Source organism: Salinicoccus sp. HZC-1 (assembly GCF_046736035.1).
Classification (GTDB): Bacteria; Bacillota; Bacilli; order Staphylococcales; family Salinicoccaceae; genus Salinicoccus.
In genome coordinates, this window is sequence record NZ_CP177130.1 from 2281234 (window position 1) to 2304509 (window position 23276).

25 protein-coding genes and 1 tRNA gene are annotated in these 23276 nt (G+C 41.1%); 3 read left to right on the plus strand and 23 right to left on the minus strand.

Annotation, left to right across the window (positions count from 1 at the left end):
- Nucleotides 1–49: 49 nt before the first annotated feature.
- Nucleotides 50–121: transfer RNA gene (locus ACKRAT_RS11920), tRNA-Glu, on the minus strand.
- A gap of 516 nt (nt 122–637) precedes the next feature.
- Here ACKRAT_RS11920 and ACKRAT_RS11925 point away from each other — a divergent pair.
- Nucleotides 638–2203: a catalase gene (locus ACKRAT_RS11925; protein ID WP_411842602.1), complete on the plus strand. Its 1566-nt coding sequence runs from the start codon at nt 638–640 to the stop codon at nt 2201–2203.
- Nucleotides 2204–2269: 66 nt separating this feature from the next.
- Here ACKRAT_RS11925 and ACKRAT_RS11930 read toward each other — a convergent pair whose 3' ends face one another.
- The 16 genes from ACKRAT_RS11930 to ACKRAT_RS12005 all read right to left on the minus strand — a co-directional run bounded on the left by ACKRAT_RS11930 (nt 2270) and on the right by ACKRAT_RS12005 (nt 16093).
- Nucleotides 2270–2734 carry an S-ribosylhomocysteine lyase gene (locus tag ACKRAT_RS11930; RefSeq protein WP_411842603.1) on the minus strand — a complete coding sequence of 155 codons (465 nt, stop codon included), beginning with the start codon at nt 2732–2734 and terminating at the stop codon, nt 2270–2272.
- A 74-nt stretch (nt 2735–2808) separates the two neighbouring features.
- Nucleotides 2809–4947: a Tex family protein gene (locus tag ACKRAT_RS11935; protein ID WP_411842604.1), complete on the minus strand. Its 2139-nt coding sequence runs from the start codon at nt 4945–4947 to the stop codon at nt 2809–2811.
- 97 nt (nt 4948–5044) lie between these two features.
- Nucleotides 5045–5821, minus strand: a complete 777-nt coding sequence (sigB, locus tag ACKRAT_RS11940; protein WP_411842605.1) for an RNA polymerase sigma factor SigB — start codon at nt 5819–5821, stop codon at nt 5045–5047.
- On the minus strand, nt 5796–6272 hold the full coding sequence (rsbW, locus tag ACKRAT_RS11945; protein WP_411842606.1) for an anti-sigma B factor RsbW: 477 nt from the start codon (nt 6270–6272) through the stop codon (nt 5796–5798). The genes sigB and rsbW overlap by 26 nt, the downstream gene beginning before the upstream one ends.
- A gap of 1 nt (nt 6273) precedes the next feature.
- Nucleotides 6274–6600, minus strand: a complete 327-nt coding sequence (locus tag ACKRAT_RS11950; protein ID WP_411842607.1) for an anti-sigma factor antagonist — start codon at nt 6598–6600, stop codon at nt 6274–6276.
- 80 nt (nt 6601–6680) lie between these two features.
- A complete protein-coding gene (locus tag ACKRAT_RS11955) occupies nt 6681–7688 on the minus strand; it encodes a SpoIIE family protein phosphatase (RefSeq protein ID WP_411844456.1) in 1008 nt (335 codons plus the stop codon).
- 56 nt (nt 7689–7744) lie between these two features.
- The gene (locus ACKRAT_RS11960) at nt 7745–8116 is read right to left on the minus strand and encodes a type II toxin-antitoxin system PemK/MazF family toxin (RefSeq protein ID WP_411842608.1); all 372 of its coding nucleotides are present in this window, start codon (nt 8114–8116) and stop codon (nt 7745–7747) included.
- Nucleotides 8117–8281, minus strand: a complete 165-nt coding sequence (locus ACKRAT_RS11965; protein ID WP_411842609.1) for a hypothetical protein — start codon at nt 8279–8281, stop codon at nt 8117–8119.
- Between the two features lie 68 nt (nt 8282–8349).
- Nucleotides 8350–9501, minus strand: coding sequence for an alanine racemase (gene alr / locus ACKRAT_RS11970; protein ID WP_411842610.1), 1152 nt, complete (start codon nt 9499–9501; stop codon nt 8350–8352).
- 11 nt (nt 9502–9512) lie between these two features.
- On the minus strand, nt 9513–9863 hold the full coding sequence (gene acpS / locus ACKRAT_RS11975) for a holo-ACP synthase (RefSeq protein ID WP_411842611.1): 351 nt from the start codon (nt 9861–9863) through the stop codon (nt 9513–9515).
- Nucleotides 9860–10333 carry a PH domain-containing protein gene (locus tag ACKRAT_RS11980; RefSeq protein ID WP_411842612.1) on the minus strand — a complete coding sequence of 158 codons (474 nt, stop codon included), beginning with the start codon at nt 10331–10333 and terminating at the stop codon, nt 9860–9862. Before ACKRAT_RS11980 ends, acpS begins: the two co-directional genes overlap by 4 nt.
- Nucleotides 10290–11825: a PH domain-containing protein gene (locus ACKRAT_RS11985; RefSeq protein ID WP_411842613.1), complete on the minus strand. Its 1536-nt coding sequence runs from the start codon at nt 11823–11825 to the stop codon at nt 10290–10292. Before ACKRAT_RS11985 ends, ACKRAT_RS11980 begins: the two co-directional genes overlap by 44 nt.
- A complete protein-coding gene (locus ACKRAT_RS11990; RefSeq protein ID WP_411842614.1) occupies nt 11818–12282 on the minus strand; it encodes a PH domain-containing protein in 465 nt (154 codons plus the stop codon). The genes ACKRAT_RS11985 and ACKRAT_RS11990 overlap by 8 nt, the downstream gene beginning before the upstream one ends.
- A 144-nt stretch (nt 12283–12426) precedes the next feature.
- Nucleotides 12427–13959: a DEAD/DEAH box helicase gene (locus ACKRAT_RS11995; RefSeq protein WP_411842615.1), complete on the minus strand. Its 1533-nt coding sequence runs from the start codon at nt 13957–13959 to the stop codon at nt 12427–12429.
- Between the two features lie 96 nt (nt 13960–14055).
- The gene (locus tag ACKRAT_RS12000) at nt 14056–14745 is read right to left on the minus strand and encodes an alpha/beta hydrolase (RefSeq protein WP_411842616.1); all 690 of its coding nucleotides are present in this window, start codon (nt 14743–14745) and stop codon (nt 14056–14058) included.
- Nucleotides 14729–16093 (minus strand): UDP-N-acetylmuramoyl-tripeptide--D-alanyl-D-alanine ligase, encoded by a 1365-nt coding sequence (locus tag ACKRAT_RS12005; protein ID WP_411842617.1) that lies wholly within the window; start codon nt 16091–16093, stop codon nt 14729–14731. Before ACKRAT_RS12005 ends, ACKRAT_RS12000 begins: the two co-directional genes overlap by 17 nt.
- Nucleotides 16094–16284: 191 nt before the next feature.
- On the opposite strand from ACKRAT_RS12005, the gene ACKRAT_RS12010 reads away from it, so the two are divergent.
- Nucleotides 16285–17484, plus strand: a complete 1200-nt coding sequence (locus tag ACKRAT_RS12010; RefSeq protein ID WP_411842618.1) for an FtsW/RodA/SpoVE family cell cycle protein — start codon at nt 16285–16287, stop codon at nt 17482–17484.
- A 36-nt stretch (nt 17485–17520) separates the two neighbouring features.
- On the opposite strand, the gene ACKRAT_RS12015 is transcribed toward ACKRAT_RS12010, so the two are convergent.
- On the minus strand, nt 17521–17670 hold the full coding sequence (locus ACKRAT_RS12015) for an Lmo0850 family protein (RefSeq protein WP_017549589.1): 150 nt from the start codon (nt 17668–17670) through the stop codon (nt 17521–17523).
- Nucleotides 17671–17806: 136 nt separating this feature from the next.
- On the opposite strand from ACKRAT_RS12015, the gene cls reads away from it, so the two are divergent.
- Complete coding sequence (gene cls, locus ACKRAT_RS12020; protein WP_411842619.1) at nt 17807–19288, plus strand: cardiolipin synthase; 1482 nt, start codon at nt 17807–17809, stop codon at nt 19286–19288.
- 62 nt (nt 19289–19350) lie between these two features.
- On the opposite strand, the gene yidC is transcribed toward cls, so the two are convergent.
- From yidC to tenA, 5 genes are all read right to left on the minus strand, one after another.
- The gene (yidC, locus tag ACKRAT_RS12025) at nt 19351–20217 is read right to left on the minus strand and encodes a membrane protein insertase YidC (protein ID WP_411842620.1); all 867 of its coding nucleotides are present in this window, start codon (nt 20215–20217) and stop codon (nt 19351–19353) included.
- 109 nt (nt 20218–20326) lie between these two features.
- Nucleotides 20327–20944, minus strand: a complete 618-nt coding sequence (thiE, locus tag ACKRAT_RS12030) for a thiamine phosphate synthase (RefSeq protein WP_411842621.1) — start codon at nt 20942–20944, stop codon at nt 20327–20329.
- Nucleotides 20944–21732, minus strand: a complete 789-nt coding sequence (gene thiM / locus ACKRAT_RS12035) for a hydroxyethylthiazole kinase (protein ID WP_411842622.1) — start codon at nt 21730–21732, stop codon at nt 20944–20946. The genes thiE and thiM overlap by 1 nt, the downstream gene beginning before the upstream one ends.
- Nucleotides 21729–22529, minus strand: coding sequence for a bifunctional hydroxymethylpyrimidine kinase/phosphomethylpyrimidine kinase (thiD, locus tag ACKRAT_RS12040; protein ID WP_411842623.1), 801 nt, complete (start codon nt 22527–22529; stop codon nt 21729–21731). The genes thiM and thiD overlap by 4 nt, the downstream gene beginning before the upstream one ends.
- The gene (tenA, locus tag ACKRAT_RS12045; RefSeq protein WP_411842624.1) at nt 22522–23205 is read right to left on the minus strand and encodes a thiaminase II; all 684 of its coding nucleotides are present in this window, start codon (nt 23203–23205) and stop codon (nt 22522–22524) included. Before tenA ends, thiD begins: the two co-directional genes overlap by 8 nt.
- Nucleotides 23206–23276: the final 71 nt, after the last annotated feature.

Consider the following 23276-nt stretch of genomic DNA (forward strand, 5'->3'; position numbering starts at 1 on the left):
ACTGTGCTTTACTTTTTTTAAAAATAAATTAAAGTGTTTTTTAAGTAAGTGACCCGTACGGGATTCGAACCCGTGTTACCGCCGTGAAAGGGCGGTGTCTTAACCACTTGACCAACGGGCCATTTGTTAATGCAACGATATTCATAATAAAGGGATTTGAAGATAAAGTCAATACGTTTTTAACATATTCTTAATAAAAAATTATAATTTTGATCTTCAGCAATATGTTGAACTACTTTCTTCCTATATAAGGATGTTTGGAAACTGTAATTATGATTCAGTTGCTTCTTTCCAGCAGAGATGTCACTTCGATTAAACATCGTTCTTCCCCTCTTGAGTGTCTTAAGTACTACATCAGCCACGCCTTCGGTTAAGAGTAAATGTACAAGCACTCGTTTATGCGGATAATTTTCTTTTAGTAGTCTCTTCCTATATAATCATTGTTGAAAGTGTATTTTTATATTATATTAAATGAGTGGAAATCTCAATAAATATCTGTAAAAATACCTGTAAAATTTAATATTAATTTTGTCTATTTCGATGCTTTAGTATTGTTTTTTAATCTGATTGTGTTAATATTTATTTATAATCATTCTAAATAAGATTATAACTATTACTTAATTCGGAGGGATTTTAGATGGACCAAGAAAATCAAACTCAGCACTCTGGCGATGTTCGTGCCGGTGGCGGAGATCAAGCGAGAGAACAATCTCAAAACCAAAATCCAGATCGTCTTACTACCCTTTTTGGTGCGCCAGTCGGCGACCGTGAAAATTCAATGACAGCGGGCCCACGTGGACCAATGGTTATGCAGGATGTTTACTTCCTTGAACAAATGGCTCACTTTGACCGCGAAGTTATTCCTGAGCGCCGGATGCATGCTAAAGGTTCCGGAGCTTATGGTACATTCACAGTCACTCACGACATCACTCAATATACAAAAGCGAAGATTTTCAGCGAAATCGGTAAACAGACTGAAATGTTCGCCCGCTTCTCTACTGTTGCCGGTGAACGTGGTGCAGCAGATGCAGAACGCGATATCAGAGGTTTTGCACTTAAATTCTACACAGAAGAAGGTAACTGGGACCTGGTTGGTAACAACACTCCTGTATTCTTCTTCCGCGATCCTAAATTGTTCGCAAGTCTTAACCACGTTGTTAAACGTGACCCTAAGACAAATATGCACAATGCACAAAGCAACTGGGATTTCTGGACTTCACTTCCTGAAGCGCTTCAACAGGTTACTATCATCATGAGTGACCGTGGTGTGCCAAAGGGTTTCAGAAACATGCACGGTTTTGGTTCCCACACTTACAGCATGATCAATGATGATAACGAACGTGTATGGGTTAAATTCCACTTCAGAACACAACAGGGTATCGAGAACTACACTGGCGCAGAAGCCGAAGAAGTAATCGCTAAAGACCGTGAGTCTTCTCAACGTGACCTTTTCAATAACATTGAAGAAGGAAACTTCCCTAAATGGAAACTATACATTCAGGTGATGACTGAAGAACAGGCAAGAAATCACAAGGATAATCCATTTGACCTTACTAAAGTCTGGTTCAAAGATGAATATCCATTGATTCCGGTTGGCGAATTCGAACTTAACCGTAATCCGGAAAACTATTTTGCTGAAGTAGAACAGGCCGCATTCGCTCCTACTAACATTGTACCTGGTATCGGATTCTCACCAGACAAAATGCTGCAGGGCCGCTTATTCTCTTATGGTGATACTCAACGTTACCGTCTTGGTGTCAACCATCATCAGATTCCGGTAAACTCTCCAAAAGGCGCTCAGAACGTATGTCCATTCAGCCGTGATGGTGCGATGAGAGTTGACGGCAACATGGGTGCGCATATGAACTACTACCCTAATAGCTACAACAAGTACAACAGTACACCGGAAGCAAAACAGCCACCACAGGAATCTATGGGTGCGATATACGAGCATGACTTCCGTGAAGACGACAATAACTACTACGAGCAGCCTGGTAAACTCTTCAGACTGCAATCTGACGAAGAGAAAGAAAGATTGTTCCAGAATACTGCAGCTGAAATGCAGGGCACTACTGAACAGATTCAGCACCGTCATATCAGAAACTGCTACAAAGCAGATCCTGCTTACGGTGAAGGTGTAGCGAAAGCTCTTGGAGTCAACATCAGCGAAGTTGACCTTGAAGCCGCAGATTATCCATTCTAAAATAAAAAGTAAATGGACCTGATCATTATGATCAGGTCCATTTTTTAATGCTATATCTCTAATTATTTATTCTGCAAATACAACATGCCACTCATCTTTTCTCTCAAGCATGCGTTTCGCAATTTCCTGCGCACCTTCCAGGCTATGGCTCGCCGCCCAGCCACACTGCACTTCATTGCAGGCAGGAACTTCAGTTGCTACTGTAACATCATTTAATGTTTTCTCAATTACATCCGTTACATTTTCAAAGTCATCATCATTCAGCAATGACAGATAAAAACCTGTCTGGCATCCCATCGGACTTAAATCCACTACTTTTTCATGGTGGTTACGAATATTCTCAGCCATTAAGTGTTCCAGAGAGTGTAATCCCGGCATTTCCATATGCTCTTTATTCGGCTGGCAGAATCTAATATCGTATTTATAGATGACATCGCCATGTTCACCTTCACTTTTACCGGCTAATCTAATGTATGGGGCAGCGACTTTAGTGTGGTCGAGGTTAAAACTTTCTACATTCATCTTTGGCATTGAAATTCTCCTTTTAGTATATAGTAGGTCTTATGATATACAAGATACATTAAATTCTCAAGCATTCAAAAACCTTATTTCTTCATTGAAAGCGAAATCCGTCCTTTGTTCACATCTACATCGATGACGGTTACATCTACAATATCACCGACACTCACTACCTCCATTGGATGTTTGATGAATCGATTCGTCAGCTTGGATATATGCACGAGTCCATCCTGCTTTACCCCAACATCAACGAACGCACCAAAGTCTGTCACGTTTCTGACTGTTCCGGAAAGCTTCATTCCCTGCTTCAAATCTCCCATGGAAAGCACATCCGACTTCAGAAGCGGCGTTTCAAAATCATCACGGATATCCCGTGTTGGAGATTCTAATGCCTCAACGATATCTTCCAGAGTCGGCACACCAACATCCAGTTGTTCCGCCATCTCCTGGGTATTGATATTTTTTAATTTATCGGACATTGCTTTTGTGCCAATGTCTTCTTTTTTAAGTCCTATCTGTTTAATGAGCGCGTATGCAGCTTTGTAATTTTCAGGGTGGATCGGCGTTTGATCCAACGGTTCTGCGCCTTCTGGTATTCTCAGGAAACCGATACATTGTTCAAAAGTCTTTGCGCCGAGTCTCGGAACTTTGCTGATATCTTTCCTGAAAATAAACCCATCATTTTCCTCACGGTATTTCACGATATTTTTACTGATTGATGGCGAAAGCCCTGCAACGTGTTCCAAGAGAGTGTGTGAAGCTGTATTTACATTAACCCCTACCTGATTAACCGTCGTCTCCACGACAAAGTCCAGTGTTTCTGCAAGGTTTTTCTGATTCACATCATGTTGATATTGGCCGACACCAATCGATTTTGGATCAATTTTAACCAATTCGCTCAGTGGATCCTGCACACGTCTTGCAATGGAAACCGCGCTTCTCTCTTCAACATTGAAGTCCGGGAATTCTTCTCTGGCAACTTCTGATGCAGAATAAACACTCGCACCCGCTTCATTTACAATGATAAATTGAGTTTCAAGATTATTCTCTTTCACCAATTCACTGACAAAAAGTTCAGTCTCCCGTGAAGCTGTTCCATTTCCAATTGCGATCAGGGATACATCATATTTTTCAATCGTATCTAACACGCTTTTTTTCGCTGCATCGTACTTCTTTTGCGGTGGATGCGGATAGATGACCCCTTTATCGATAAATTGTCCTGAATTATCAATAACCGCCATTTTACATCCTGTCCTGAACGCCGGGTCCAGTCCCAGCATCACTCTGCCTTTAAGAGGCGGCTGCAGAAGCAGTCTCTTTAGGTTCTCAGCAAAAATATCAATCGCATGCTGTTCCCCATTTTCCGTCAGACCATTTCTTACTTCTCTTTCAATTGACGGCATAATCAAACGTTTAAGCCCGTCCTCAATTGCTTTTTCAATATATTCTCTGGTTGCTGAATGCTCTTTTATTTCCTGTTTGCCGATATAGCGTTTCAACCGCTCTAGATCATATTCCATCTTCACATTTAAAACATCGAGCTTTTCCCCGCGGTTTATAGCAAGCACTCTGTGAGGCACAATTTTCCGGATCGGCTCCTGATAACTGTAGTACATTTCAAATACACCTGTCTGATCATCCGCATTCTTCTTTTTCCTAGTGACAATATCAGCAGTGTCTTTTATGACTTTCAATATATAAGAACGGTATTTCGGTTCATCCGAGATGGTTTCCGCAATGATATCCAGCGCACCTTTAACCGCTTCATCCGCAGTTTTCACTTCATCGGTAATATATGCTTCAGCGGCTATTTCTATATTCATCGGATCCTGTGTATTTATTTGTTCTGCCAGAGGTTCCAGACCTTTTCGTTTTGCCTCAGTCGCTCTTGTTTTCTTCTTCTGTTTAAATGGACGATATAAATCTTCCACCCGATTTAATACTGTCTGCTTCAATATGTTATTTTTCAGCTCTTCTGTCAACAGACCTTGCTCGTCTATCAACCGAATCACTTCTTCTTTCCTTTTTGACAGGTTTTGCAAATAAGTAAAGCGATCGGAAATTTCTTTGATTTCCTCCTCATCCATTCCGCCTGTCATCTCTTTACGATAACGTGCGATAAAAGGAACGGTGTTTTTCTCTTCCAGAAGCTGCAGCACACTTCTTATATGTTTGGCAGACTTCCCTGTTGAACCTTCTAATTCTTTTACCAGTAACTCATTCATAAAATCTCTCCTATATTACTCAGCTGTTCTAAAAAACGTCATTGTCATTATAACATTAATACCCCCATCCTAAGTAGGACAGGGGTATGGTTATTTGCTATTCATCTTTGCTGACTGCCTGACGCAACTTATTAATTGCAGTCCTCTGCAGTCTTGAAACATGCATCTGACTCAAGCCTACGCGCTCGCCTGTTTCTTTTTGGCTCAATCCTTCCATGAACGTAAATTGAATAATCTCACGTTCACGTTCGGAAAGTATCGGAAGCACTTTCTCTAAAATCAGACGCTTTTCAGAGAGATCGTAGTTATCATCTGATTGTCCCATTACATCAAGTAAAGTGACGGTCGATCCATCTTTGTCCGCTTCTATAGAATGGTCCACACTCAGAGCATTGTAGCTTTGGCCCATTTCCATCGCTTCCAGAACATCTTCTTCCGAAACTTCCAGATGGTCTGCTATTTCACTGATTAGAGGGGAACGCTCCAGCCTGTTCGTCAATTCATCATTTGCGTTTTTTATCTTGGGTCCAATTTCTTTTATTCTCCTTGGTACGTGCACACTCCAAGTCTTGTCCCTGAGATATCTTTTGATTTCACCAACAACCGTTGGTACTAAGAATGCTTCGAACCTGCGCTCAAAGGATACATCAAACCGCTTAATGGCACCGAGTAAACCGACCATACCAACCTGTACCAGATCCTCATGATGGCTTTTCCCCTTAGAATATCTGTATGCCAGAGATTCTATCAGTTTTTGATAATGCTCGACGAGCTGGGTTTGGGCAGCTTGATCGCCTTCTTCCTGATGTCTGCGTATCAGTGCATTGATATCATCTGCTGTGAGTCCTCTATCGATTGACGATCGTTTCTCCATTCGAATGCACCTGACTTTCATTAATAAACTTCGTCATACTGATTGTTACTCCAGGGTCCTTTTTGATATAGACTTCATCCATTAATGCTTCAATCAAGAACAGTCCCAAACCTCCTTCTCTTAGATAGTTCACATTGTCATCTTCAGTGTACGGCCCGAGTTCTTTTCTTACATCTTCGTAATTAAAACTCTGGCCGTGATCAGCTACAATTATTTCCACTTTATCGCTGTAGACAGCAAATCCTACAAGGACATCCCCTGTCTGTTCTTCTCCATATGCGTGCTTCACTGCATTAGTCACCGCTTCAGAAACTGCAATCTTAGAATCTTCAATCTGATCGTAACTTGCACCTGCTCTTGAAAGTACACCTGAAAGCGTGAGGCGGATCAAACCGACATATTCTGCACTGGATGGAAACTTCATCTCTATATAATCATACTGCAATGACATTCTATTCAACCTCCGAAACTTCGTTTATATGCATTAAATCACGAAGTCCTGTAATCTCAAACAATCTGAGAATTCTATTGGATACTCCTGTAACCCGGAGCTCACGGTCATGCTGATTAAGTTCTTTTAACGTACCGACAAATATACCCAGACCTGTTGAATCCATATAGCTCACATCTGTTAAGTCAATTTTAATATTATGACTTCCGGATTGTCTGATAGGATCCAGAACCTTTTGTAATTCAGGTGCGGTATACACATCCAATTCACCATTAAGCACAATTAAATATTCGTTTTCTTTTTCAGTAGTATCGATATTAATATTCATTAAAATTACACTCCCATTTCCAAAAAATACATAGACCTTTCGGCTTTTACCCTGGACGAACATAGTTAAAACATAAAAATTTAATTTTTATTATTTTTTAATATAAATAGTGTCAAATCGTCTTTTTTATTTGGATTTTGCATGCGCATCAATGACTCATAGACATACTGGACAATATCCTGTGGATGATGGTCTTTAGCTTCTCTGAGCATATCTTTAACATCTTCAAAATCAATAAATGTATCATCATGCTTCCTTAGCTCGGTCACTCCGTCAGTGAATACGATAATCATATCGTTATCGCCAATTTCTATTTCTTTTTGTTCATATCTTGCATGTTCTTTAACACCCAGCACGATTCCTTTAGAATCAATTTCTTCAAACTCATCTGTTTCATAACGATATATCAGTGCAGGTTCATGCCCTGCGGATGAGTAATAAAGCAAGTTGGTGTTATGGTCATACAAACCATAGAACATTGTCACAAACATATTCTGGTTAACGTTTTTCTCAACTACACGGTTCAATTTCTTCAAACTGTCGCTCGGCAGTTGGGAATAACCATATGAATCCATCCCAAACTTGATCATGCTCATGGCAATGGCTGCAGGAATCCCTTTACCGATGACATCGGCAACAGCGAAACTCAGCATACCGTCTTTATGATCAATGATATTGAAATAATCACCGCTCACTTTGCGTGCGGGTACACTGATTGCACCAATTTCCATCGTTTCGAACGTAGGGATTTCAGTCTTCAGCATCGTCTCCTGCAGACTGGAAGCAACGTCCATTTCTTTATCATGAATTTTAAGTTTATTCATCATCGATTTATAATCTCTATATGTAAAGCCAAAAGATATGATGACTTCCTGCAGGATATCCAAAGATTTTTTAACTAAAGCCCCATCTTCCACTTCCATATCTTCGAGCAAATCGATGTGCAGTGAAACGATTTCCTCAGGTGAAGTATCCATTTCGATGACTTCCTCACTAAATGATTGGCACCAATCAAAAGCTTTGTCGGCGTCATCCCCGTAGAGATACAACTTCAGTATCTCCCTATATTTATTTACCAGATCGTCTATATATGTCAAAATAAATCACCTCAGACTGAAAAAAGACTTTTGCGTACAAAAGTCCATCAGGATTTCGATTCAGATTTCTTGGACTTGGCAGGCATTAATTCCAAACTGATTTTCAATGCTTTGTCCACTTCCTTCATCTTATCATCATTTAAATATGTAAGCTTCTCTCTAAGTCTATTCTTATCTACCGTTCTTATCTGTTCAAGAAGTATTACAGAGTCCTTGTCCAGATTATATGTATCTTTGGATATCTCCACATGCGTTGGAATCTTGGCTTTGTTAATTCTACCGGTAATAGCGGCAACTATGACAGTCGGACTGTGATAGTTGCCAATATTATTCTGTATGATGACTACCGGACGTTTCCCGCCTTGCTCAGAGCCCTGCACCGGTGATAGATCCGCAAGATATACTTCTCCTCTTTTCATCTATTCACCATCTTTGCTGTAAACGAGAAAATCCTCATTCGACTGCCATGCTTCACATTCCAATTCTTCACACTCGCAGGCAATTGATAAGTTAATCTCGCTCATTTCAATATATCCATGTTCAAGAGAAAGTTCAATACTGCCAAATAATGTTGCATTACTCATTAGAAGACCACTCCCCGGTAACATTAAACTTATGTCAACTATAACATGTATGAAATACCATTACTAGTTTATTTTAACACTTCATTATGCACGAATGCCGTGTCTTCACCATTATACGACCGCGGTATTCTTCTTAATAACGTAGTTAATGATTCGTGCGAAATGGTCTGTGCATGCTCGCTGTAACTTTCCATCGATTGCTCTGAATCCGCTTCTCTGCTTATGATAGTCACTTCATCGCCCGTCTTTACATCAGAAGGCACACTGATCATTGCGGAATCCATGCAGATCCGGCCGACAATTGGGGACTCCGTCCCATTTTGCAATCTGACTTTATAGCCTGTATGTCTGCGCAGCAGACCATCCGCATAGCCGATCGGCAGTGTAGCAATTTTTTCAGTACTCTCCGCTTTATGGTCCAGACCGTAACTGACACCTTCTCCGGCAGACAGCGTATGCACATCTATCACCTTCGTGGACAACATGACAGAAGGATTCAATTTCACTTCGGAAATTTCTTCAATATATTCCGAAGTGTAATATCCATACAATGAAATGCCCACACGGATCGCATTACAGTAATCACCACTGATCCTCAGTGCTCCGGCAGAATTTTGTATGTGGACATACTTTGGTTTTTTAACCGCTCCGGTAATTCTTTTAAATTCAGCATATTCCTTATCATTTACTTCTGAATCGATATCTGCAGAACTGAAGTGACTGTATATGCCTTCATAAATAAAGCTTCCCTGCCCTTCGATTTCTTCTATCATCCGGTTGATTTCTTCAATATTTGAAGTCCCCAGGCGGTTCATTCCGGAATTCACTTTAATATGCATCCATACTTCCTTGTCATATTTATCACTGACATTCTCGCGTGCTTTCGTGACCCAGTCCAAATTCGGTGCAGTGACGGCGATGCGGTGCTGGATCGCTTTATTGATATCTTCCGGCCGGATTGCCCCGAGTACAAGAATCTTCTCCCGGATGCCGTGCATGCGGAGTTCAATTGCCTCATCCAATGTGGCCACCGCAAAAAAACCAACCCCTCTTGCCGCCAGATATTCAGCGACAGTCACACTGCCGAGTCCATAGGCATTCGCTTTTATAACTGCTATAAATGTCTTATCGCGGTGCAGGTTCTGTATCATTTTATAATTTTCGTGAATCGCGTCTAAATCAACGTCAACTACGGTATCCCTATAATATTTTTCTGACACAGTCAGACCTCCTATATTTCTTCTAAAATTACAGTTGCGACTGCATATTCATTTGCATGAGAGATCGATACATGCGCTCTTTTATCATCTTCGATAAACGGTTTCCCCAGATTATCATTCAAACAGATGACATCCTGGAAGCTGGCAGCTTTGCCGATGCCTGTTCCAAGTGCCTTACTGTATGCTTCCTTGACCGCAAAGCGCCCTGCAAGATATTCCATTCTGCGTTTTTCACTCTTCAGGCTGTTATAGCTTTCCATCTCCGATTCCGACAAAATCCTTTTGGAAAGACGATTATCCCTTGATTCAATCTCTTTTACACGACTTATTTCTATTATATCTGTCCCTAGACCAACAATCATATTTCCCGCCTCGTATTTTCATTGATTAATGTTCTGATATCATTTCTGAGACTATCCGCCTTATCCGCTTCAAGTTCCGGTATTTCCACTCTCTCTGCAGAGGTCCGCAGCGTAATGCTTTTCAAACCGAAACGCCGCATTAGCGGACCCACATGGGTATCGATATTCTGCACCCGGAATAGAGGCACAGAGATCTGTTTTTTAACCCATATTCCGCTGTGGATCTTGATTTCATCCTCCTGCACCTGGTACCGGAAATATTTATACTGCAATTTTGGAAACAGCCAGATCTGAAAAATACAGCCATACAGGAAGAAGGCGAAAATGACCAGAGGCACCCACAATGGTATCCATTCCCATACCCACAGTGACAGTATGAGCGCTGTAAGCGCAGCAATCAGTATAATACCTGCAATAATCGATTCTCTAATTCTCCAGACTTTGATCGCTTTCGGTGATATCTTCTCCATCTGATTGCCCCCTCTCTGCCCAGTTCCAAATCTTTTCTATATCTTTCTGATCGATGAACTTCAATGTCGCACTTGATCCCATTATGCCCGCGGCAGTCACGAGTGTAATGACACCAAGATCTGCACGGATGAGGAACGGGTTGACCACCCACTGGGCTTCAATCAATTTATCCTGTTTGATCACATAATGGGAACGCGAGAAAAATGCCGTTGTCATCATATTGATCTCATTGCTGCGAATGACATATCCACTGTTTCTCGCACTGTATATTCCTGAAATGATGAACACCGATGCCAGAACCAATCCAACGATCCATGCATAATCGAACCAGAAATACTGGACGGCGCCCGTCACAATAACGATGATTGAGAGCATGACCTGGAAGTACCTTCTGTAGCCTCTGACCGGCACCACTTTCTCCGGCACTTCAACATGATAGTTCGGGAAAATTTCATCAATGATTTCATACAGCCTCTTTTTCTTGATAAACGGCAAAAGTTCCACTTTCCCCTCACGGTCTTCGCTATCCAGAGAATCACTTGTAATCGTCACCGACAGGGAATAATATCCAATCATCCGTCTGATGAGCGAATCTTTGATGACGATATTCTGCACTCTGTTAACATTCACACTTTTATGTTTCTTTTCAAGCAGACCGTACTCCACAACCAAATCATCGGCTTTCATTTTCAGTGAATAATTGAAATATTTGATGGAGAGTATCAATATACCTGCGATATATCCCACAATGATGAAAATGATAACTGCGATACTCATTGCCATAAATACATTTCTGACGAGGCCTTCAAAGTATTCAAAGTACCTTTCGATCAGGAAATTCGCGCCGATCAGATTGATAAACCCGAATACGATTGCTAAAAATGCACCCAGTGCCCCACTCGTCATGCTCATGAGTATAAGTGATCTGCCTTTCATCTTGTATAATAATGCAAACTGCTCTGAAGACGTTTCCTCTGATTCCTCCGACTTCGGCCATTCACTGTAAGCCCCGGTTTCCACAGTTTCATTATTCAGTTGATTTTTTTCATCATATAAAATGGACTGGATGGATTGAGCCTGGGATTTCTTAATCGTATCAATTTTTATACCCTCACCCGGTGTGATGATATCCAGTTTGACTGCACCAAAGATCCTGTGCAATATCGGTTCATTGAAATCAATGGATTGGATACGGCTGATATCCAGTTCCTTTTCTCTGTTGGAGATAACGCCGTCTTTATATATAAACTTACCTTCTTCAATCCAAAATCGCGTCCGATATTTATTGAGAAAATCAAATCCCCCCAGGAGGATAACAGCAAGTATGAGCAGGCCTGCTGAAAGCAGTATATATTTCAGAGAGATATTGCCTGAAAAAATAACTTCTCTCGAATTGAATAAGACAATAATAATTGGAATCCATAAGTTTTTAAACGCATTGACCACACTGCCTAAATAAGCGATAGGATGAAGTTTCTGCGGGCTATACATCAGTGTCCTCTCCTTTCACCATCTCAACAATTTCACTTTTCAGGGCCTGCGCTTCTTTTATTTTTATAGGCGGCAGAAAAAATGTTGTACTTGCGGTTCTCACTACGAGGTTAGCCAAGTTGTATTTTCTTGAAATCGGACCTGTCGAGAGTACGGCACCCTGTATACGTCTAATCGGAACCATTTTGGTAGAGATACGGAAGAACCCCGCTCTGACAACCAGAACTTCCTCCCGCAGCTCGTAGCGTGTGACTTTGTAATAAACAGCCGGTCTGATTAAACTGCCGACTATAAAGATCAGCAGCAGAATGCCCGACGCCGCCCAGTAGATCCAGTGCGGAAGATCAAAATATGCAGCGGCTGCACTTATCCCTATTGCTACTGCAGCCCATATCAGAAATCTCCAGAAATGCCGTACTCTTAGATAATGGACGACATTTTTATGTATCGCATTCATATTCATCCCCCTTTTAATAGAGTCATACTAGTATAACTCTAAATCAAATTCAATTGTTCTTCAATTATATATCCAACTGACCGGTATATATAATAAAAACACCCTCAGTCCGGAAATTCCCGGACAAAGGGTGTGATATATACATTATTTAATGTGGTCTTTGAAAGTACGTCCACCTTGGCTGCTGTTTCCGCGTTTTTGACCTTTTTGCTGTGGACGACCGCCGCTACGTTCGTTGCGTTTGCCGCCGCCACTGCGGGCTGCTCCGCCACGCTCACCGCCGCTGCGCCCTTTTCTGAAAGGTTTTTTACCGCCGGAAGGTTTACCACCGCCGCCGCGACGTTGTCCGCCTTTGCGGGTTAACGGTTTTTCAAATGAAAGCTGAATGCTGTCATCTGATTTGCTGAAGAAGAACTCATTCAACAGTGCTGCCACAACCTCTTCAGGCTGGTTTTCTTCAAGCAGGCGCTGAGCGATTTCAGTCGTATGACCGCTCTCATTTTGGGAAATCCAAAGTTTAATCTTCTCAAAGATTTCTTCTTCTCTCGCTTTATGAACTTCTTTTTTGTTTGGTGGTCTGAGAGCAACAATTGTTTTCTTTTTCTCATTTTCAATCATTCTGAGATAATCCATCTCCACCGGGTTAACGAATGTAAGCGCCATTCCTTCTTTACCCGCACGGCCGGTACGACCGATTCTGTGTGTATAACTCTCAGCATCCTGCGGAATATCGAAGTTGTAAACGTGGGATACTCCTGAGATATCAAGCCCTCTTGCTGCTACATCTGTCGCAACTAGAATGTCCAATGCATTATTACGGAATTTCTTAAGCACTTCAAGACGTTTTGACTGCGTGATATCACCATGCAGACCTTCTGCCCGATATCCTTTAGCAATCAATGCACTTGTCAGTTCATCCACACGGCGTTTCGTACGGCCGAATACAATCGCAAGGTCCGGTTGATGAGTATCCAGGAAATCTGTGAATACTTCAAGCTTTTCGAGCTCTTTTACGATTGTATAACTCTCTTCGATTTGTGGGCTGCTTGCGCCTTGATTCATTGTCTTAACGATTTGAGGTTTGTTCATAAATCGAGTGACAAGCTCCTGGATTGCCGGTGGCATTGTCGCAGAGAAGAGTAATGTCTGCCTGTCATCTGCAGGAAGACCGGACATGATGAATTTCACATCATCGATGAATCCCATGTTCATCATTTCATCTGCTTCATCCAATACGAGTGTTCTGATGTTCTCGAGCTTTAATGTTCTTCGTTTGATATGGTCGATTATACGACCTGGTGTACCAACGATGATTTCCGGACGTCTTTTGAGGTCCTTGATCTGGCGTTCAATGCTCATTCCGCCAAAGATTACGTTTACGCCAAGTTTCTTATACTTAGCGAATTGTTTGAGTGCTTCACTCACCTGTACTGCTAATTCCCGTGTCGGCGTTAAAATCAGCACCTGTGTGCCGCCCTGCTTCTCTGTGTTCTCTATGATCGGGATACCGAATGCACCAGTTTTACCAGTACCAGTCTGTGCCTGGCCTAAAATATCTTTTCTTTCAAGAGCGTATGGTATACTCTCTTCCTGAATAGGAGTTGGTGTTTCAAATCCCATTTCCTGCAGTGATTTTAAGGTTTCATCACTGACACCTAATTGTTTAAAAAACTTCAAATTAGAGTCTCCTTTGACTTTTTGTTTCTCATTTTCGTTACGCATAACTTCTCTATTCTACCATCATCCGTAAATTTACACAAGTCTCTTTCCATATTACTTAAAAAGAAAGCGTTCAGCCAGTATATTCAACTCAAGCTGGCTCTCCTCCGTATACGCAAATAGATGCGGGGCGTCTTCCAGCAACTCAAGTTTTGCATTAGGGATTTCCTTGACGGTTTCTACACTCGATTCATAAGGGACGAGCAGATCCAATGTGCCATGTATAATTAAAGTATCCGATTTAATATTTTCTAAACCTTCTCTTTTTGATTCGATGATTTTTTTGAATTCCTGAAATGCCCTGAGCGGGATATCCTTGATACGGTCTTTAATCTTTCCATACATATTAAGTTTCATATGCTCACTGAAATGTCTGGGTGTTAAATTCAGCTGCCCTATTTTTGTTATCTTTGTATAATCAAATGCCGGCGCGATGAGCAGCAGTTTTTCAACTCCTTTCTGCTGTGCAATATGACTGGCGAATACACCGCCCATTGAAAAACCGACGATATAAATTTCATCCGCCCGTTTTTCTAGTTCAGTATATGCATCCATTGCTTCCTTGAACCACTCATCACCTGTGACTGTCTTTAAATCGAGCACTGTACCGTGGCCGGGATAGACCGGAAATTCATATTCAAAATCGTAGCGGGATTTCAAGTAGGCAAATAAAGGATCCAGTTCATGCCTACCGCCGGTATAACCATGCAGAAATAAAACTCCAAGTCTATTCGATATACTCAATCACCCTTTCCACCGCCATTCCCCTGGAACCCTTCAATAAGACGACTGTGTCCTTACCGAGGTGCATTTTCAATTCTTCAGCCAGTTCCTCCAAAGAATCAAAATGTTTCCTATCGGTATTATTGACTGTGTCATGAATCATTTTTGCATCCTTACCGTAAGTCATCAGCAGATCAAAACCATTTTCCGAAGCATTGATATACTCGCCGACTGATTCATGAAGTTCTCTTCTGTAAGTACCAAGTTCGAGGATGTCGGCCAGCACAAGGATCTTAAAGCCATAGTCCATATTCCCGACAGTGTTGATTGCACTTTTCATACTGGAGGGGCTGGCATTGTATGCATCGTTGATAAACATCGCACCGGATTCATGGTTTACTCGCTGCATACGCATATCGGTTACTATTAAATTCCGGAATTGGTCTTTGACTTCAGATATTTCCAGACCCAGTGCCCCGGCAGCTAGAAGTGCCAGCGTTGCATTCGCCGAGTTGTGAACACCTAATTGCGGAATTTCAACGGCCGATTCCACACCCGTAATGTTAAATACAGTGCCTTTTTCTGTCTGTTCCACGTTTGTAATCTGTAAATCGTTTGCTTTATCCAATCCGCCGCTTTCAATCGTGTAATCCACATCCCTGTCCACGATCTGTTCCAGGAGCGGGTAATCACGGGAGTAGATAAAAGTCCCCGTTCCTTTTAAGCCGTTAACAATTTCGTATTTAGCTGCTGCGATATTCTCTCTGGACCCCAATTTTTCAATATGGGATTCCCCAACATTCGTTATGATGGCGACGTCGGGCGATGTCATTCTGCTCAGGAAATCTATGTCCCCTTTTGAATCCATACCCATTTCCAATATGGATATATCCGTATCATGATCAAGCTGTAAAATTGTTAATGGCAGACCGATTTCGTTATTGTAGTTTCCAATGGTTTTCTTGACTTTAAAATGCGGTGCAAGTAGACACTCCACCATATCTTTCGTTGTCGTCTTGCCATTGGACCCTGTGATTGCAATCACTTTTGGGGATACCAGTTCCAAATAGGCTTTCGCTATCTGCTGGAGTGCCTGAAGTCCGTCTTCCACTTTGATTAGAGGTCTCGCATCTTCTTGCTCCAGGTCGTGTTCCGTGAGCGAGAGTGCCGCACCTTTTTCGAATGCCTCTTCTATAAATCTGTGGCCGTCGGCATTCTCACCTAGAAACGGCACAAAAAGATTATTTTTTTCAATTGTTCGTGTATCAATTGAGACACCTTTCATCTTTTCACTTTTAATATTTCGGGCAGCACGGTTGAGCTTGCCGCTGCAAAACTCTGCAATTTGTTCAATCGTTACTTCTATCATAAGAAAATTACCATTCCTTCTAATTGTGATGTCGAGTAGCCATTCTCACTCTATTATAATATAGTCCCTGTACTGTATCACTAATGAAGTTCACAAAGATGACAGCATAAAGCTGTGGAATTGTTTAAAGCGATTATGATAATATTAAAAACCAGGGTTATAATAGTGTATAATTAAAAGATGATTTCAATATGGGTAAGGTGAAATTCTTGGAAAATAATCAAGGATACAAAAGACAAAATACAAATATACTTGCTCGGATTGACTGGATACTCATTCTGTATATCTCGATGCTTGCTGTTATAAGCATTATAATGATACGTTCAGCAATGACGAGCGGACAGTATAATATAGATTTCAGTGTACGGCAGATGGTTTTCTACATCTCCGGCTTCTTCATGGTCATCGTATTGACTTTCATTCCTATGAAATGGATAAAACAGTATATATGGATCATTTATGGTTTAAGTGTGCTTTCACTGATGGTTCTTTTCTTTGCACCCGTTTCACCAATCACACCAATTATCAATGGTGCAAAAAGCTGGTATCAATTCGGTTTCTTCAGCATCCAGCCTTCGGAGATTGTCAAAATCATTTACATACTTACTTTAGCTTATGTTGTGAGCCAGCATAACAAGTACAAGTTGACGAGTGACTTGAATGTAGATGTTAAATTGCTGTTTAAACTGATGGCAGTCTCAGTCCTTCCCATGCTGTTCATTCTTGTACAGAATGATTTGGGCACGACACTTGTAATGATTGCGATCCTTTTGGGCATGATTGTTGTTTCCGGCATAAGCTGGTGGTTGATCATTCCCACCCTTGCCGTTGTGGCGACTATCGGCGGGGTCCTTATATTGGGCATCCTTTACAGACCTGAACTCTTAGAACGATACCTGGGAATCCACCCTTATCAATTTGAGCGTATATATTCATGGCTGCAGCCTGAAGAATACATTACCGAAGGCGGATTCCAGTTAAGCAACTCACTTAAAGCAATTGGCTCCGGCGGAATAACCGGCAAAGGATTTGGAGACGGTATTATTTACATACCTGAGAACCATACCGATTTTATCTTTACAATCGTCGGTGAAGAATTTGGTTTCCTAGGTTCAACAATAGTAATCGTCATTCTATTTATGCTGATGCTTCATCTGTTCAGAATCGCAGCGACGATCAATGATAGTTTTTCCTCTTATTTCATAATCGGGTATGTGTCGCTGCTGATGTTCCATGTATTGCAAAATATCGGCATGACAATCCAGCTTCTGCCGATTACAGGTATACCGTTGCCATTTCTCAGCTATGGCGGGAGCGGGCTCTGGGCGAACATGCTTGCTGTTGGTATTGTTATGAGCATATATTTCCGTGAATATCGCCAAAAAGTGTAAAATAAACCGCAGCCGGATTTTCGGCTGCGGTTTATTTTAGATATTCTGTTCTTTCAATCGCAACTTCTCATTGTGTGCGATGCGATTCATAATTTCGAATCTAGATCTCGAAACCTTGACTTTGACCCCGAGTTCATTTAGCATCGTGACGACTTGTTTGACTTTTGAATTGTCGTTTTTATGCATAATGACACTCCTTCATTTGCGTCTTAATTCTATTTTACCCTTTTACATCATTTTTTTCTATATATTTTACAAATTAAATATTACAAAATTTTAAATATCTTTCATATTATAATAGAATGATAGTGAGGTGAATGTTATGGATTGGTTGTTTTTTGATTATTTTTTCAGCACCAGAGTAATGAGCATCATTACTTTAATCATTATTGGCATCAATTTTCTGCTCGCCATCGGTCTTATCTTTTTAGAAAGACGAAGCGCCCAAAGTGTTTGGGCATGGATTCTTGTACTATTTTTCCTCCCGGTTGTAGGATTTATCATTTATATGTTATTTGGCCGTACAATATACAATCAAAAAATCTTCATCATCCAGGAAGATGATAAAGTGGGAATGGAACATTTAGTTCAAGATCAACTTGATGAGTTAAGTAATAACTCCCTGGACTTCTCAAATCCCGTTGCAGAGAAGCATAAAAAGCTGATTCATATGCTGCTGTACAATAATCAGTCATTTTTGACAGTCAACAATTCCATTGAGACATTCACAAATGGCCGGGACAAATTTGATAGCCTTCTTGAAGATATCCGTAATGCCAAAGACCATATTCATTTCCAGTATTATATATTCAGATTGGACAATCTTGGCAAAGAATTGTATGAGGCATTGCTGCAGAAGCAAAAAGAGGGGGTTACAGTAAGATTTCTGTATGATGACATCGGCTCAAGGGGACTCACTTTAAGGAACTTCAGAAAATTTAAGAATGAAGGCGGACAGGTGGAAGCTTTCTTCCCGAACATGCTCCCGCTCATCAATCCCCGGATGAATAATAGAAACCACCGGAAAATAGTAGTTATCGATGGTTCAGTAGGTTATGTGGGTGGATTCAATGTCGGTGACGAGTATTTGGGCTTAAATAAAAAATTCGGATTTTGGCGGGATACGCATTTAAAAATCAGCGGTGAGGCAGTCAAGTCCCTTCAGCTCAGATTCATGCTTGATTGGAACTCCCATTCAGAACGTAACAATTTAACACGGGAAGAAAGATACTTTCCGGCTGTCGGTTACCACGGTGAAAATCCAATTCAAATTGCTTCGAGTGGTCCTGATGAAAAATGGCAGCAGATTAAATACGGTTATATAAAGATGATATACAGTGCCAAAAAGTCCATCTATATACAAACCCCTTATTTTATACCGGACCCGTCATTTCTGGAAGCAGTAAGGATAGCAATTTTAAGCGGAATTAAAGTGCATTTGATGATTCCGAATATGCCTGACCATCCATTCGTCTACTGGGGCACCTACTCCAACGCCGGTGCACTAGTGAAAATGGGGGCAGAAGTCCACATATATGAGAAAGGCTTCCTCCATCAGAAAATTGTTATGATTGATGATGAAGTGCTCAGTGTCGGAACGACGAATATTGATATGAGAAGTTTCTTATTGAATTTTGAAGTCAATGCCTTTATATACGACGCTGAACAAGCCGGACAATACCGTGAGATATATGAAAAAGACGTTGAGGATTCAACACTTCTCACTGAAGAAAGATATGCCGCCCGCGGTAAATGGATTAAATTTAAAGAAAGTTTTGCCAATCTCATCTCACCAATACTGTAAAAATTATAAAACACCCTTTCCGTGAAATTACGGAAGGGGTGTTTCGCTTAAAAGAATTATTATTATTTCTTTTTACGTTTTTTCTTAGGCATTACTTTGGCATTCTTGATACGCTGTTCTTTCTCAGCTTTTTCTCTTTCATGCGCTTCGATGATCGGTGCCATCTCTTCGGCAACTTTCTTCTTATAGAACGTGTTACCTGCCCATGTCTGGAATATCAGGAATAAACCGCCAACTGCCCAGTATAGTGGAAGGGCCGAAGGAGAAATCAATGAAATCCAGATGATCATGATTGGAGAGATGTACATGAACAGCTTCATCTGTTTACGCTGTTCTTCTGGAACAAACTGCATGGATACAAATGCCTGTCCGGCGTATACAAGACCTGCAATTGCGACCATGAAGTAATCAGTCTGTGTCAGGTTCATCCAGAGGAATTCCGGATACTCTGTGATTCCGCCATCGGACGGCCATCTTAGAGCGAAGTAAAGTGCCATGACAACCGGCATTTGGATCAGCATCGGCAGACAGCCCATATTAAGTGGATTGATGCCATGTTTTTTGTACAATGCCATCATTTCCTGCTGTGCTTCCATCTTCTCTTCCTGCGTTGTAGCAACTTTAGTTTTCTTCTGAATCTCTTCCATTTCTGGTTTAACTATTTTCATCTTCTCGCGCATCATCATCTGGTTCTTATATGTACGCATCATGAATGGAAAAATAGCTAAACGGACGATCAGCGTGATGACGATGATTGCCAAACCATAGTTATGATTTAAGTTATCACCTAGCCAATGTAATAATGAATCCATCGGCTGTACGAATGTGTTAAAGAAAAAACCGTCTCTATTTTCTTCCTGGGAATAATCACAGCCCGAAAGTACAAGGACCAGACCGATCATTATGGGGAAGAGCCATTTTTTACTCATTTCTTCACCTCAAAAAAAATATCTCACATAAAAGAAATTGTAACATAAACAAGAATGTAAAAAAATCATTTTCCGTCCTTTAAATGAGTATATTTAATGTCCGAGGCAATTATAGGAAATTCTGAACTGCATTTTCAACATCTCCAGCCCCCGCGATTGCTGAAATCAGCGACACGCCATCCGCACCACTTTCGAGGCATATTTGATAATTCTCCTGAGTGATTCCGCCGATTGCAACCATCGGCATTTCACCTATCAAACCTCTCATTTCCTGCAATCCTTCAACTCCTATCGCTTCACCTGCATCATTTTTGGATAGTGTTGAAAAGACGGGTCCAGTTCCAACATAATCAGCTTTCCCCATGTTGCTGTTCTCCAGTTCTTTTTGGTTTGCAACGGATAAACCGATGATTTTATCATCGAAATAAGAAGGTAACAATGAAACATCCAAATCATCCTGCCCCAGATGAATACCGTCCGCGCCTACTCTTTGGGCAAGCTCCGGCGCATCATTTATAATGAAGGGAACACCGTATTTATGACATAACCCTTTAACTTCCGAGGCAAATTTAAAGAGCTCTTCCCCTTTTAACGAATTGGTCCCTTTTTCTCTGAGCTGGAACATTGTCACTCCGCTTCTTAACGCTTCCTCAATGACCTGAAGCGGATCTCCTTCTACATTATTACTCCCGCATATAAAATATAATCTGAGCCTGCTTCTGTCCATTAAAAAACCTCCACTACTCTATCCTCAAGCAAGTTACCTTCATTAAGATAAAGCTCATCTATGAGCGTAGTCATAAATGTGCCTGGAGCCGGAATACTTATTTTTCCTGCGGCGGCTTCCGCGCAAAGATTATAGTAACTGGCAGCATCCACCACCGCCTCTTTATCAAAATATTCTTCCAAACCGATAAATGCGGCAATCAATGCACCCAGCAAACATCCGGAACCTGTGATTTTCCCCTGGAGGCTATGGCCGTTTGCCATCATTATTACATTTTCATCTGTGACCAGAGCATCGCGCGCGCCTGTAACTAAAACCGGCACTTTAAATTTTCTATATACCAATTTCGCGATATCCAGTGTATCCCTTTTTTCTGTTGAGTCCACACCTTTTAAGCTGCTTTCTGCACCGGATAATGCCAGCATTTCGCCGGCATTTCCTTTTATAAGTGACACTTTATGGCGGTTCAGCAAATCATCTGTAATACTTGTCCTGAACTCCGAAGCCCCGTATCCTACTGGATCAAAAACGATTGGAACCCCATTTTTATTGGCCTCTTCCATCATTTCATCCATCAGTTCACATTTTGCTGTATCCGCCGTACCGATATTGATAAGCAGTCCCGAGGCGACTTTCATCAAATCAGATGCTTCGGATTTTTCCCCGCTCATAATCGGAGAAATTCCTGCGGCAAGCATTCCATTAGCTGTAAAATTTTTCACTACGTCATTTGTGATACATACAACAAGTGGGTTTGTTTCGCGTAATTTATCTATACGGTTCATCATTTATTCTCCTCTTTAAAACTGAAATGGTTCACCGGACCGTTACCCTTCCCAATGCCGGGATTATTCTTTATCGCTGATGTAATATATCTTTTTGCAAGCCTGAAACTCTCTTCCATCGTTTTTCCTTTCGCCAGTTCGGCTGTCATCACAGCTGAAAATGTACATCCTGTACCGTGTGTATGGTTTGTATCGATACGAGGTTCGCTCAATACAACTTCATTATCTCTAGTGAATAAATAATCCACAGCATCACCGTCAAGATGCCCTCCCTTGATCGTTACACTGCTAAGTCCGATTTCATACAGGAATATTTTAGCCGCCTTACGTACATCAGACTCACCTTTAATTTTATGCTCAGTAATTTTTTCTGCTTCATGAATATTCGGTGTAACATTTGTTGCGATTGGCAGCAGTGACTCCCTTAAAAATTCAATTGACTTCTCTTCGACCAGAGTATCCCCGCTTGTCGCAATCATCACTGGATCAATAATGAAAGGAATATCATTATTTTTCACTGTTTCTGCGAGGACTTCCATCATTTCAACCGTGGCAATCATCCCACTTTTCATAGCATGAGGCACTTCATCACTAAAGATACTGTACAGCTGTTTTTCCAAAAAGCCGGCCGGAACATTAAAAACATCCTGAACACCCATTGTGTTTTGTGCAGTCAATGAAGTTACCGCAGCCATACCGTACACGCCTCTGGAATGAAATGCCTTACTGTCAGCCAGTACCCCTGCCCCGCCTGTCGGATCCGTGCCTGCAACTGTTAATGCGATTGGTAATTTATGCATTTACATTCACCTCCATCCAACGCTCTTTATTCACAGCCATGTTAAAGAATCTTTTTTCATGCTCTGTGCTCTCAATAAAATTTTTCTTCAGTTTCATTATGTCATTAACAGACATTTTTTCCGCTTCCTTATCTATTATCTTCAACATTACTTCAAGCGTATCATCCATATCGGCGGCGTAAAACTCAAACCACTTTTTATAAGGATGATCTGATTCAAAGGTATTTCGTTCCATTGCCATTTCAGCAATTCTTCTGTAAACATAGGGGCACGGAACCATCGCACTCATTGTAAATGCGATATTTTCTCTTGAATATGCGTTAAAATACATATGTTTAATATAATGGTCTGCTGCGGGATACCATTCCCCAGTTTTTATAATTTCCTGATACGGTATACCAACTGCACGTGCGAGTATGTTATGCGCCTCACTTTCACCATCAAGCAAAAAATCCATTTGTCCCAGTAGATATTTGACTGTATCCCTGGAATCCGCCTTACCAATCAGCATTGCATAAAGGTTGGCAAACTCATCCAGATATAATGCATCGGCTTGTAAATAATGAATGACCGATTCCTTATCTATATCTACGTTTATCAAACCTTGTATAAACCTATCATTATAAATTTCTTCAATCATCGGTTCTATTTTACACATCAATTCTCCAGTCAGCATATAATTTCTCCTTTTTCATATAATAAAAACCCATTTCCAACGCAGGAAACGGGTTAAGTATAATAAGGCAG